The 14,340-nt window shown below is 46.1% G+C and carries 8 protein-coding genes; 3 read left to right on the top strand and 5 right to left on the bottom strand.

What is annotated here, in order from left to right; translation table 11 throughout:
• Nucleotides 1-8: 8 nt before the first annotated feature.
• A complete protein-coding gene (gene pta, locus AC51G0_RS11315; RefSeq protein ID WP_496298518.1) occupies nt 9-1,046 on the bottom strand; it encodes a phosphate acetyltransferase in 1,038 nt (345 codons plus the stop codon).
• A gap of 173 nt (nt 1,047-1,219) precedes the next feature.
• On the opposite strand from pta, the gene AC51G0_RS11320 reads away from it, so the two are divergent.
• Complete coding sequence (locus AC51G0_RS11320) at nt 1,220-2,032, top strand: IclR family transcriptional regulator (protein WP_496298519.1); 813 nt, start codon at nt 1,220-1,222, stop codon at nt 2,030-2,032.
• A 59-nt stretch (nt 2,033-2,091) separates the two neighbouring features.
• Here the strand turns inward: AC51G0_RS11320 and AC51G0_RS11325 are convergent, their stop codons facing one another.
• Both AC51G0_RS11325 and AC51G0_RS11330 read right to left on the bottom strand, forming a co-directional pair.
• Nucleotides 2,092-3,561, bottom strand: a complete 1,470-nt coding sequence (locus AC51G0_RS11325; RefSeq protein WP_496298521.1) for a chitinase — start codon at nt 3,559-3,561, stop codon at nt 2,092-2,094.
• A 206-nt stretch (nt 3,562-3,767) separates the two neighbouring features.
• Nucleotides 3,768-6,071, bottom strand: coding sequence for an ATP-dependent helicase (locus AC51G0_RS11330; protein ID WP_496298523.1), 2,304 nt, complete (start codon nt 6,069-6,071; stop codon nt 3,768-3,770).
• A gap of 275 nt (nt 6,072-6,346) precedes the next feature.
• Between AC51G0_RS11330 and AC51G0_RS11335 the strand changes: the two genes are divergently transcribed.
• Together AC51G0_RS11335 and AC51G0_RS11340 are read left to right on the top strand one after the other, a co-directional pair.
• Nucleotides 6,347-7,450 carry a phosphoribosylaminoimidazolesuccinocarboxamide synthase gene (locus AC51G0_RS11335; protein ID WP_496298524.1) on the top strand — a complete coding sequence of 368 codons (1,104 nt, stop codon included), beginning with the start codon at nt 6,347-6,349 and terminating at the stop codon, nt 7,448-7,450.
• A gap of 281 nt (nt 7,451-7,731) precedes the next feature.
• Nucleotides 7,732-9,600: a methyl-accepting chemotaxis protein gene (locus tag AC51G0_RS11340; RefSeq protein WP_496298525.1), complete on the top strand. Its 1,869-nt coding sequence runs from the start codon at nt 7,732-7,734 to the stop codon at nt 9,598-9,600.
• A 99-nt stretch (nt 9,601-9,699) separates the two neighbouring features.
• Here AC51G0_RS11340 and AC51G0_RS11345 read toward each other — a convergent pair whose 3' ends face one another.
• Nucleotides 9,700-11,670, bottom strand: coding sequence for a methyl-accepting chemotaxis protein (locus AC51G0_RS11345; RefSeq protein WP_496298526.1), 1,971 nt, complete (start codon nt 11,668-11,670; stop codon nt 9,700-9,702).
• A gap of 650 nt (nt 11,671-12,320) precedes the next feature.
• Nucleotides 12,321-14,231 (bottom strand): methyl-accepting chemotaxis protein, encoded by a 1,911-nt coding sequence (locus tag AC51G0_RS11350; protein ID WP_496298527.1) that lies wholly within the window; start codon nt 14,229-14,231, stop codon nt 12,321-12,323.
• Nucleotides 14,232-14,340: the final 109 nt, after the last annotated feature.

Genomic DNA, 14,340 nt, shown 5'->3' on the forward strand with positions numbered 1-14,340 from the left:
GTATTCTCTCAAGTAGGGATTAATTCTGGTGCTTGTTTCTGCTCGGTAACAACCTTCTGCGCCTGCACAACAGTAACAGCGATAACATGGTAAATGTCATCAACACTGCATCCACGGGAAAGATCATTGGCCGGTTTGGCCAGCCCCTGCAGCAGCGGGCCGATTGCAACTGCCCCCCCTACCCGCTCAGCCAACTTGTAGCCAATATTGCCAGCTTCGAGGTTTGGGAAGATCAGTACATTGGACTGGCCTTTTACTTTCGAGTCCGGCACCTTACGATTGGCTATTTCTGCCACGATAGCCGCATCCAACTGAACGTCATCATCGATAGCCAGTGTCGGCTGTTGCTCTTTCACTAAATGGGAAGCTGCCACCACCTTATCAACAGCAGAATGCTTGGCACTACCACTAGTCGAGAACGACAACATGGCCACCTTGGGCTCTTCCATCAGCAGTCCGCGAGCACTTTCCGCTGCCGACAAGGCTATCTCTGCCAGTTGTTCGGCATTTGGATCAACCACCAGCCCACAATCCGAAAAAATCATCCCGCCTTTCAGATGATGAAAAGGCTGGCAAAGCATCATCAGGAAGAAGCTCGACACCAGCTTACAGCCCTGTTCAACACCGATGATCTGAATGGCATTACGCACGACATCGCCAGTGGTGTGCACCGCTCCCGCAACCGAGCCATCTGCCAGCCCCTGTCTTACCATTAGGTTGGCAAAGCACAGCGGCTTGAGCACTTCCTGCCGGGCAACGTCCAATGTCATCCCTTTTGCTGCTCTTAGTTCGAACAACTCATCAGCAAAAGGTGTCCGCAACGGCGAATCAATGGGGTCAACCAGCTCGATATTATCCAGTGGAATAGCTCCATCGATTGCCTGCTGCTCAATACGCTGCCGATCCCCGACCAGTGTAACTTTGGCTATCCCCTCTTGGGTGACAAGAAAAGCGGCCTGTAAGACACGAGGATCATCCGCTTCACATAACACGATACGAGCTGGCTGCTTTCTGGCCTGCTCAATAATTCGATTGATTGCTTTCATTCTGCCCGCCTTAATCGGCCCCACAACACAAACAACAATTAATGAGACGAATAATTCCGAAAATTGAGATTTGATTGAATTTTAATCATTATCTCGCAGATCGTCAACGGATATTCAAATAAACGGTATAATTGTTATTATGTATTTGCTATACAGAAGGGAATCAAAGCGATATGACGATAACTGTGAACGATAAGAAGAAAACCGATCATGTGCGTGTTGAAGGCGACACGCCAACCCTGCGCCTCTTTTCCCTGCTGGAAGTCATCGCGGAGAAGGACGAGTTTTTCTCGCTACAGGGGCTAGTTGAAGAAACCGGGCTGCCAAAGCCGACTCTGCACCGGATGCTTCAGCAGCTGGAAAATGCTGGGATAATCCAGCGAGATGGTGACGATCGCCACTACAGCTCCGGGGTGAGATTACGTAACCTTGCCGAAAAGCTTCTGTTGAACAGTACAACCCACAGTGCGCGCCATGCCGTGCTGACACAGTTGAAAGAAGAAGTCGGGGAAAGTTGTAATTTAACCGCCCTGTCCGGCGGTGAAATCATCTATGTTGACCGTGTAGAGACCGAAGCCCCACTGCGTTTCTACCTACATCCGGGATCACGGGTACCGGTCCACTGCTCGGCAACCGGTAAGTTGTTCTTGGCCAATATGAGTGCCTCGCAGCGCCGCAGACTATTGGGCAACGTACCGCTGACCCAGTACACCGAAAAAACCATCACCGATTTCGACACACTCGAAGCGGAACTCGAAAACGTCAAACTAACTGGCTATGCCATCGACAACGAAGAGTTCCTGCCCGGCCTGTTTTGTGTGGCGGTATTAGTGCCAGCCCCTAACGGCCGATCCAACCTTGGGATCGCGATCCAGGCTCCGATCATGCGCCTGAAACCCGAGCAAGCCCTGCATTTTCTGCCTGCACTCCAGCGCGCGGCTCAGGCACTGGCAAAAATTGAAGCTGAAAGTTGGCCTGAGAGTTAGGCCAACCTTTTATCTAAAGCTTGATTTTCCTTGTCACATCAAATAACTGAGCGGCCATACTACAGCCCTTCAGGAATGACATTACCGTTTGCATCATAGGCTTGTACGTTGAAGTGATATTCAACACACTTCTCATAATCCCCTTTAAAGAACGCATTAAATGCGTACTGATAAGGTACGAGCTTACAAGCAAAACTATGGTTGCCCGGTGTAGTTGGATTCCAGCCCCAATCCTTATCCCAGGTGATCATCAGTGCACCTGCGCCATCTGTGTCAAATGGCTTCATATCAGCACACCCAAGCTTCTCACCTGTAATATCAAGGTTTAGCTCTTTGGCAAACAGGCGATAATAGTCAATCCGATTTTGCGCTAGCGTGGTCTCAGCCCCCTTGCTACATTCGTATGCACCATTAATGATCTGAATTGTCGCCCCAAAGCCAGATTCAATTCCAGCCGCCTTATCCGTCGTATTCGGCTGCCATGTTCCATCGATGACGTGTAACATACTTGGCTTCGGTGGTTGAGGATACACATAGAAGAATACTGCAGAAGCAAGATTCAACCAGGTATCGGCGACCAGTGCAGGGTTCTCCAGCAAAATACTTTGATCACCAAACATGGCTTCCGAAAACGGACCGTAGTTATAGTTCCAGCTTAACTGTTTCGCCCCGCGGCCAAAATAGCTCTTGCCAGGGGCGCAAGGCCACTTCTCACCTTGCCAGCCACCACATTTGCTATAAGTGCCGTCAGGTTTATCTTCTGATTTATACATTTCACGCAGGTAATACAGCCCCTGACGCCACTCGGGCACGCCTTTCGACACTTCCCAGTTTGGTGCATGGGCGCCGGTTTCCTGCACAAAGTGGGCAAACATGGTAGTGATTGACCGTTTGCAGATATCGTCTGAATTACGACCATCGGTATAGGTGCGACAGAAGGCAGGGAATTTTGCTATTGCCTGTAGAAAGCGAGTATAGGTGTACTTCTCATTTCGAAGCGGGAACAGATACTCCCACATTGCTTCATTAACAATTGACTCGGCACGACGGACGTTTTCGGGGTTAGTAATACTAAGAGGTATAACAGCCTCAACCAATACATTATCGAGAGTAGCAATATCAGAGCGGACCAACTTAAAAAGATCAGTATTGGTCAGCTTGGTCTCGATGGCCTCCAGTTCACTACGTGGCATTAAATAGCCCCCCTTGCCGTCTGGAATCACCGTCAGCCCTGGGTCAGGTTTAGGGTCGGGATTCGGTCCTGGATCTGGATCGACAGGCGAAGTTACGCACTCGGCAGGCTCCCAAAACCAAGTCGATGACAACGAAGGAGTATCCCACGTTCCCGGACTATTCTTGGCAATAAAGCAGCTACCGTTATAACTAACCAAGTCGCCATTTGCCACCTTCGTTTGGCCTTGGATCCAGTCTATTGGTTGTGCGCTAGCAAGCGTTACCCCGCAACTACAAATCCCAAGAGCAATAGCGATCAAATACCCAACCTTCTGCGCCTTTATTTTATTAAACATAATGAACAAGCCTCCGTTCTATTATTCGGGTTCTGGTTATTATTTGTTCAACAAATATGCAGCGCGATTTGTTTCAAAAACATATTGGCGGGCACTCGAGTGTAATCACATAATTTCTGATACTGAAATTATGCCATCGCCGAATAATCGACATCATTCAAATTTATGGTTTAACCCATAGCATTACGACATGTTACACACCAAACCTAACGCCTTACCCGACTTCTGGCATTGGCCGCAACAATCAATCGGTTTACCAAGACTTTTTTCTTGGTCTCGGATGCTGAGTTCAGCTCACGGATCACCCTGCTAATTTCACTATCTAAGTACTTCGCGGTTTTAGTGCGGATCATGGCACTAATTACCTTATCTGCATTGACTGGCAAAGGCTGGCGCAACGCCCACTGATAGCTGTAATTAGAATTCTGCCCAGAGTCTGGGGCATCGAAGATTATCTCCTGCGGCGCTTGTACATCCTCTTCTCGGCCCAGGCGCTTGTAGTATTCACTGACAATCGGCGACTTGTGATGAGGTAACTCCCCGCTTTGATAGAGTTTCGGCCCCAGCTCTTTCGCCAGTTCGACTTTTGCCTCCAATACAAACGTACTTGCGTTGGTTGCCTTGGCTGATTTTTTCTCTGGCTCGGTAAAGTATACTGTTGCTTGTTGCTTGGCCCGTGTTAGCCCGACATAAGCCAACCTACGCTCTTCTTCAACATCTGCAGCTATACTTCCCGCCGACTTATTCATATACGGAAAGGCATCTTTGTCCCAGAATGGCAGGTGGACGTGGTTATACTCACAGCCTTTAGCACGGAAGATGGTTGTCAGCTGTACCCCCGATCCCTCATTATTTGGTGCAACCGATCGTTGGGCCGATTGCTGCGTGTAGTATTCAAAGTACTGCAGTGCTTTATCACAATTTTGATCCATAGATTCAAGCACAGTGGCTACACTGTCGAGCCTTTCGATCGCTTCTTCGATTTCTGTCGCGGTGGCTTCGGTCTTCCAAATCCAGTTATCAAGCCCACTTTCATTGCGATACTGGTTATAGACTTCTAGCGCTTTGAAACTACCTTTTCGTTGCAACCGCACCAGCAAGTCCAGCCGCTCAATCAGGTTATCCAGCTTCAGGCTATTATTTGCTTTGTCATATCTGGCAATAAACACAGACCAATTTGAGGTTTCCATGCCTGCCAGCTGATCACACAGCGGGCGCAGCTCCTTATTCGGCACATAGCAATGGGGAAAACTTAAGAAATTAAACAGCAGTAAGTTTTTTTGTTGTTGGGGCATCTGTTCGTACCTGCCCGTTGCCAGTGACATCAGCTCAATCAGCAGCTTTACTTCACGGCTATTGGCCAATACTGAAGGCACCGGCATTTGATAAGGCACTTGCTTGCTCAAAAATGCCAATTCAAATAGCAACGTTTGCGACCAGCGCCGAACCAAAATGGCCACCTCTGCAGGATCGCCCCCATCAGTAATATACTGTTGTACCGACTGGGCTATTTCCCCGACCTGACGTGAGGTACCAGACACTTCAATGGCAGTATCGCTGATACCGTCATCGGAAATGGTCAGAAAATCACTAAAACGTTGCTTGTTGTTGGCAATAAGGTGGCTGGCTGACAAGGCCAGGCTATGTCCGAATCGAAACGTACGCGACAAGGTATAAGTGCTGGCAGGTGCAAAATCATTATCAAAATCAAGCATAAACTGTGGTGCACTACCGCGCCATTTATAGATACATTGGTCAACATCACCCACAGCCAACAGTTGGGTTTGCGGCCCCAGTAGCTGCTTGAGCAAGCGATACTGGGCAGTATTAATATCCTGAAACTCATCGACGACCACGAGTTTGCAGTGCTGATGGTAATGCTGCCGAATTGTGTCTGAGCCTTCCAGCATTTTTACCGACTCCACAAGCCAGTCGTCGAAGAACAACACCTTGTGCTCTTTGCGCAAGGTTTCAAACTGCTCAAACGCATCAATGATAAACAGATAGTCCTGGCTGACTTCCGACATCTGGAAGACTTCTCGCGGCGGCAACATATAGGCCTTTACCAGACCAATAAAACTCAGCAGCAACTCAATGGTCTTGGGATCCTTGATCATCTGCTGACGCTGATAGCTTTTCTCCTGCCCGGCAACCGCTCTCAGTACGGTTTTTACCAGGGATTTATCGCTCTCCCCGCTTTGATAATCAACTCGAAAACCTGTTTCCCTGAGAAATCCCGTTTGATTGAGCAACTTCAGGCAGAAACTATGAAAGGTATGAACCGGTACATTTTGCTCAATTCCCGTCGCCTGCAGCTTTTGCTGAAAATCACTGCGAATATCACGGTTGAACATCATCACCAACATTTCTTGGGCAGGTATATGGGCTAGTTTTTTTTCGATCAAGCCTACCAAGGTGGTGGTTTTACCTGTACCTGCGCCTGCTATACAGAGTGCATTACCTGTCTGATGGTTGATAAATGCTGTCTGCTCGGGTGTATAGCGCGTCATAGTGAGAGTTAACCTAGTCAAGCTGGAAAGGTAGGGATTTTGCCATAACTGGCCCCTCTTCGCTTAGCAAAATATCCAACAAGGTTCTGGATCGATGCTCAACTGACCAAATGGGCCAAATCAAATTGCGCAAACGTTTGCTTTATTTGCTGAAAGCTGTAATCGGTTCTGCTATTATCTGCCTCAGTTACAGACTAGGCCTGTGTTTTAAAGCCAAATAAGGCGTAGTCTGCATGGTTTTATCTTTGTCTCGACTTTTGAAATAGGAATTCACCATGAGCCTTGCTGATCAAGTTCTCGCTGTAAATGATGACCTCCCGATCCGTACCGACAAACCCGTTCACAGCGGCAAGGTACGTTCTGTGTACTGGTTGACTGAAGCCGACAGCCGCCGTCTGATCAAAGAAAAAGGCTATAACGTTAAACCTGATGCCCCGCTGGCCATTATGGTGATCAGTGATCGTATCTCTGCTTTCGACTGCATCTGGCATGGCGAAGGCGGTATGAAAGGGGTTCCAGGTAAAGGGGCTGCGCTCAATGCGATTTCTAACCACTGGTTTAAGCTATTCCGGGAAAACGGGCTGGCAGATAGCCACATCCTTGATATCCCCCACCCCTTTGTATGGATTGTGCAAAAAGCCAAACCGGTCAAAATCGAGGCGATTTGTCGCCAATACATTACTGGCTCAATGTGGCGTGCCTATGCCAATGGCGAGCGTGAATTCTGTGGTATTGACGTCGCCGAAGGCCTGGACAAAGATCAGAAGCTGCCCGAGCTATTGATCACCCCATCTACCAAAGGGATCCTGGAAGGTATTCCGGGTGTTCCGGCTGTCGATGATGTCAACATCACCCGCAAGAACATCGAAGATAACTATCAAGCTTTTAATTTCAGCTCTCCAGACGATATCGCGCGCTATGAAACGCTATTGAAAGAAGGGTTTGGTGTGATCAGCGAAGCACTCGCCAAGCTAGATCAAATTTTTGTCGATACCAAATTTGAATTTGGCTATGTGACCGATGCAGAAGGTAATGAAAAGCTGATCTATATGGATGAAGTTGGTACACCGGATTCATCACGTATCTGGGAAGGTGCAGCTTACCGTGAAGGTAAGATTGTCGAGAACTCTAAAGAAGACTTCCGTCAGCTACTACTCAACCACTTCCCTGACCCTGATATTTTGCTCAACAAAGACCGTATGGAAGAGCGTTCGGCACTGGCCCGTGACAATGCCCTACCTCAAGAGGTACTGATGCAGGTATCCAGAATCTATACCGGTATTGCTGAAAAAATTACAGGCAAGAAAATTACCCTAAGTGAGAACCCTAAAGCTGAGATCATTGATATTCTTCGTGATGAATATAATTTAATTGTCTAGCAAAATAATACTGTATAAATAGGCGGCATCATTGCTGCCTTTTTTCTATCAGCTTAATTTACCTATCTTGAAATTAAATCTTAATATTTAACTAAGTTCATATATTAATATCTAAGAATTATCCACTTTCTATCTGCTGACATGCACTTATTTGGTATATGGCAAAAAAATGCATTCTCTGATCACATATTTGCACAGCAGCTATTAACAATTTCATTACGCAGCCGACACAATGGTTATCATACCTATAAATACACGTGTGCTCGTTGAGGTCTCATCATATGAAGTTCAGCCATAAAGTTGTCGCCACATCATCCGCCATATTGCTGGCAGCATTAGCTTTGCTTTCTGCCAACCAATATTTCAATACCAAATCCCAAATCCAGTCTTTGGTAATGCAAAGCATCGATGAAATCGTATCGGGCATGAGTAATACCGTAAATGCCGAGATCAGCAGTCGTAAGGCCCTTGCCAGCTATGCCACCAGCCTGATAGAGCAAGACTTATCACTAGAAAATATCCAGACTGTCATTACCCAACCTATTATTAAGAATTCATTTTTGCTGACAGGCCTAGGGTTCGAAAAAGATGGAAGCTTTACCAGTAATGACCCAAGCTGGGATCCTGGTGCTAGTTGGAACCCGCGTGTACGTCCTTGGTACAAAGATGCAAAACAAGCCAGAGAGCTAATTATCACCGCGCCATACGCTGATTCAGCAACTCAGGAAATCCTAGTATCTATTGCTACTCCACTGTTTGAGCGGGGTGAATTTACCGGTGCTATATTCTTTGACGTTAGCCTTGGCGGCCTAGCCGAGCTCGTTAACCAGGTTTCACTGTTTGATGCTGGCTACCTGTTCATTGTCTCTGGTGATGGTACCGTCATTGCGCACCCGGAAGAAAAACATAACGGTAAACCGATGTCAGACTTCCTTGGTAACCAACCACTATCCAAAGACGTCGTGACCACAGAGCTGCATGGTAAAACAGTTAAAATCACGTTTACCCAGGTGGAAGGTCAAGACTGGTATATCGGTACTGTACTTGACGAAAGCCTTGCATTTGCCGCCGTCGACAAGCTAAAAACTGATTCCATCATTTACTCAGTCATTGCACTGATTGCCGGTATTATTGCCCTGCTTCTTCTTATCAAAGTATTGATGCGCCCATTGCAAGATCTGAATGTAGCAATACAAGATGTTGCTTCCGGTCAGGGTGACCTTACCCGCCGCTTGGAAACCAATACTGATGCTGAATTTGCCGAGCTGGCAAAAGGCTTCAATGCCTTTACTGAGAAACTGCAGGGCCTAATTATCCAATCAAAAGCGCTGAGCCTCGACATCATGCAAGGTACCGAACAAACCGCAGAAGGTGCACAACAGTCTGCCGCTGCGATGTCAACGCAGCTGCAAGAGCTGGATCAGCTAGCAACCGCAATGCACGAAATGGCAACCACATCTTCGGATGTTGCAGGCAATGCCCAGGGCGCCGCTTCAGCAGCACAAGCCGCCGATACCGCTGTTATTGAAGGCAGCAGTGTTGTTTCTCATACTGCAACTGCGATCACCGAACTCTCTGAACAAATCGACGAGGCGGTAGATGTTGTCAAGCAGCTTGAAACAGCGACCGGCAACATTGAATCCATCCTGAAGGTTATCAATGAAATTGCCGACCAGACTAACCTGCTGGCGTTGAACGCTGCTATTGAAGCAGCCCGGGCTGGTGATTCTGGCCGCGGCTTCGCCGTCGTTGCTGATGAGGTACGTACCCTTGCCCAGCGCACCCAGGAATCAACCACTGAAATTCGCCAGATGATTGAACAGTTGCAGTCAGGTGCCAGCTCTGCCGCGAGTGTAATGGGTCTTAGCAAGGAAACTGCAGCCAACACAGTGGTAAAAGCGCAAGAAGCGGATGAAGCCTTAGCACGTATCAGTGCTGCTATTCAGCAAATCAACGATATGAACCTGCAAATTGCTTCTGCCGCCGAAGAGCAAAGCCTGGTCGCGGAAGAGATCAATACCAACACCCTCAATATCAAAGAACTCTCGGTTCAAGTGGCAGATGCTGCCAACGGGGCCAATGAGGCAATGGAAATACAGATCAGCAAGGTACGTGAGCAAGATAGTGTTATGAACAAGTTTGTTGTCTAACCAATTCAACAGCACTTTACAGCTACCACGCTTATAGAATTAGAACGCTAACCATAAAAAATGCCACTCTTTTTGAGAGTGGCATTCCTTTTTCATCTATTAACACTTAAACTTCTGCGTTTCGGCATTGAGAGCATGCGCCATACGTGATAGTTCACTGCTGGAATCTGCGATATTTCTTGTTGCTATTTCACTCTCCGCTGCCCGCTGATCAATTAACCCAATATTTTGGGCTATTTCGTCAATCATCGCTGCCTGTTGATTAGTCGCTGCAGCAATTTGTACCACCATATCAAAAATGCCTCCTACTTCTTGTGAAAGCATACTGTTTACCTGGTTTGCCTGACAGGCTACTTGTTGTACCTGATTAGTCTGCTCAACATTGGTTTGCATCGTCTCGACGGCTGCATTTGCCCCCCCGACTATCGTCTCGATAATGGTCTCTATTTCTGAAGTCGACTGCTGCGTCGATTGCGCCAGACGCCGTACTTCATCTGCAACCACAGCAAACCCACGACCGTGTTCGCCAGCCCGTGCAGCTTCGATTGCAGCATTGAGTGCCAATAAATTCGTCTGCTCGGCAATTTGCTTAATAACAGCTAATACATTAACGACTTGCTCTGTATCTTGGCGAAGCTTGACTATCTGGTCAGCTGTCGACAATGTTGTCTCTCCGAGAGTAACCAATGAATTATATGTATTATCAATATGTTCAGCCCCTTCTTTTGCTTTTACCAAAACGTCTTCACAGACACTGGACGCGCTGGCTGAAGTAGCCGCAATCTCCCTGATTGTGAACCCAATATCTTTTGTAGCCGTTACAGCTTGAGCTGTTTGTGCCTGCTGCTCAGCCACTGCTGCACTGCTTTGTTGCGTAACAGCAGCAAGCTCATCAGCCGTCGTTCCTTGCTGAAAAGCAACATCTGTTAGCTGGCCGACCATGATACGCAGGTTACACAACATTCGATCTAAAGACGTCTGTAGTTGTCCTACCTCATCATAGGCACAAACTTTAATATCTTGTGAAAGGTCGCCACCAGCAACTTTCTGGGCAATGGCTGAAGCCTCAATGATAGGGGTCGCAATTCTTCGAGATATCCCCAGGCCTAGCAGGAAGACAATGATTCCAGACACTATAATCAACCCACCTGAAATGAATGTGGTTCGCTTAACAGAGCTAAATGCTTCCGCAACGTCTACCTCGCTGATAACTACCCAATTAAAGTCACCAATATTAACAATGTCGTAGGCGGATAATACACGATCACCGTTATAGCTCTGGACTATATCGACACCATGCTGGCCATTCAGTGCTCGATTTACAGGTTCACTATCAACACCATTTTTTCCGACAGTTCCAGCAAAGCTTGCTTTCATCGAGTGAGCTGACGGATCGAAAAAAGAGTCTGACCGCATTAGTTTATCTTCACCGACGAGATAGCTTTCCCCACTATTTCCCATGCCGTCACGGACTGCCATGATACTATGCAGTCCATCTTGAGAAAGCTGTAATGCCACCACCATACTGGTTCCATTAATAGATTTCGCGATAAAGGCAGCAGGATCACCATTGCTCGGTCCATAGGGTTGATAATCGACAATGCCGTAACTACCAGTGGCTCGAACCTGTTTGACAAGCCGCCCCAGATTCGAATCAGCATACTTTCCAGTTAAAATATTCGTCTGATAATCAGATTCTTTTGTTACCGAATAAAAAATCACACCATCTTCATCAATTAGAAATAAATCATGGTAATGATATTGATTTATGTAATCAGGAAAAAAAGTGTCATAATATTCTTCATCTAACTGTGGGATTAAAGTAGTTAGTATATTAATGTCAGCTTCACGCTCACTAAAATAGTTTCTTACTTGATTACGCTTTAACGTGTTTATTGCTTCAAGTTTGAGAGATACTTTACTCTCGATATCTTGGTTTGATTGCAATGTAGCAATCATTGTAGTAATTGATGCCGGTAAAATACCAACCAATAAGAAAGCTATAATTAACTTAGTTTTAATACTCCAATGAGTAATATTCCAGGAGAGAATTCTGTTTAAATGTGACATAATGAATACATATCAAAACAACCACTAAGATGATTTCAGTAGCTGCATAGATTTCCTTGCTCTTAGACGATCCGCTTTAAAAATCATGTTACATTAAGACACCATGTTAATGAAGCTGACCTCATATATACTTCGTTTTGTCACATACCATATTCAAACATACAGAACACCGAAAATATTCCAACTTGGTATGGTTATTCTTATATTAAAAGTTTCTCCTATCCGAACTTCCCATAGAAAAATAATAAAAATTCGTCTTGCTAATACATTTCTGTCTTATTCATATTTAAATAAATCCCCCTACTTTCTGATTTTGTGATTGAAGTATAATTCCTAATCAAAATTAGCACTTTATCATCGATGCTTATTTACAATGCCAATATAGCTTTCAAGTCATTATCTGGAAGCTATATAGGTATACCCAAGTAACTTCAAGGTGCTTGTTCAGCGAGAATTTATTGGTTTCTAGACCAGGCGCTGATTTGAAGACATAGTGGCTCTAAGTTAAAAATCAGTAACGCAGTATAGAAGTCAATAAAACTCACTCTGAATCCTGCAACTTGAAGTCACTTGGGTATATACACTCAAAAAGGGTTAGCATAAGCTAACCCTTTAAGTAATTTTGCTAACTTCCGCTATGATGTGAGCGGCTAACTAGCTTCAAGCTTAAATTTGCTCACAATCGCAGAAAGCTGAGTATTGGCAGACGCCAGGGTTTGGCTACTCTCTAGGTTTTGTTGGCCACTTTCGGCAAGGATATCTGCCATGTGTCTAATGGAAGACATATTCTTATTGATCTCTTCCGACACTGAACTTTGCTGTTCGGCAGCCGTTGCGATTTCAACAGCAAGGTTGTTAACCTCGGTGATTGAATCCGCCATCGTATCGAGATCCTGATTTATCTGCTCGGTATTATCAGCGGTGTGATTGCAGCTCTCCTTAATCACATTCATATTGACCACCAGCCCATCAGCACCAGTCGTTAGCTTATTCAACATTTGCTCAATTTCAGAGGTACTCTGCTGGGTACGGGCAGCCAGAGCACGTACCTCATCAGCAACCACGGCAAATCCTCTCCCCTGCTCACCTGCCCGGGCGGCTTCAATAGCTGCATTCAATGCCAGCAGATTGGTTTGATCCGCAATCTCACCGATGACTTTTAGCACACCGGCAATATCTAGGCTGTTACGGTTCATCTCGCTGATATTGTTAGCCATCGACTCTACATCATTGACCAGTGCAGACACCGAAGAAACCGCATTGGAAACAATCGTCTTTGACTGCTGTGCTTGATCATTGGTGCTCTGAATATGCGAAGAGGTCTTAGCTACATTTGCTGATACATTTTCCGCGGTAATGCTCATTTCATTAATAGCAGTAACGACCTGATCCGTCTCATCGACATGGGATTGCAATACGTTTGCATTCTGTTCAGACTGCGATCTAAGATCTTCGACACCGCTTGAAATATGGCTCGTCGCCTGAGAAACCTCCAGCATCATTTGCTGCAAGTTACTAATGAAGGTATTGATCCCCTCAGCAATCTGCCCCAGATCATCGTGGCTATTCACGTCCAAACGACGTGTAAGATCGCCATTACCCGCCGATAGATCAATGACGGTTTCTTTCAGCGCAGTAATCGGGCGATAAAGCTGATTAAGCACCATAAGAACGATAAACAAGGCGACAGCAAGTATGACTGCAGATGTGACTATCGCATTGATGAACGCGGCTTCAATCGCTGCATACACCACCGATTTATCAACCCCGACATAGAGATACCACTTATTACCATCAACCAGTGAAATATCTGAGAAATAAGCCCTCTTTGCGACACCAGCCCATTCATAGTCCGCCGCTCCGGAACCTAGGCTAGTCATCTGCCGCTCCAGTTCTGGAATATCAAAATATATCCCTAACTCATCACTTGGATCTGTAGAGGCTAGCTGACTGAAATTTTCACTAAGGATCAGGATCACGGCACCTGGAAAGTTCACATGGCTAATCGCTTCGTTAAGGCTCTTTAGTGACACATCACCAACCACGACACCTTCGCGGTTAATCGGAGTGGCAATACTCACCATCAGATCGCCAGTTGTCGCATCACTGTAGAAGTCAGTCAATATGGTCTTGTTTTTTGCCAAAGCCTGTTGATACCAATCCCGGGTTCGCGGATCGTAATCATTGACATCAAAAACACCATTGTCGCCACCAGAATCACCGAATGCCCGGCCATCACTATAGCCAGCTGTAAAACTGGCATAGCCCGCCGCTTTGGTGATCAGCTTGGCGACTCCGACATATTCTTGGTCTGAGTGCGACTCTTGGTAGAAGGCTTTGGTTGATTCAAGCGCATCTACCCCCTTTTGCATTGATAGTTCGATTTCTCGCTTCGCACTTTCAACGATAATCCGGGACTTTTCTTCTATTGATGCAATTTTGTCATTCTTGAAATTGCTGTAAGACAGCCAATTGGTGATCGACAGTGCAACCGCAACCAAGATGGCAACGGTCAAGATGATACGCTGCTTAAAACCAATACGTTGTAATGAAAGGGGCATGATATTTGTCTTAATATGATTAACGTTGAATATTAAATATCTGTTTAACCTAAAGTTTAATCATGCAGGTTTATAATGTGGAGAGTAAATAATCTGACGAAAGCGTCTG

Source organism: Photobacterium sp. HL06 (genome assembly GCF_059552575.1).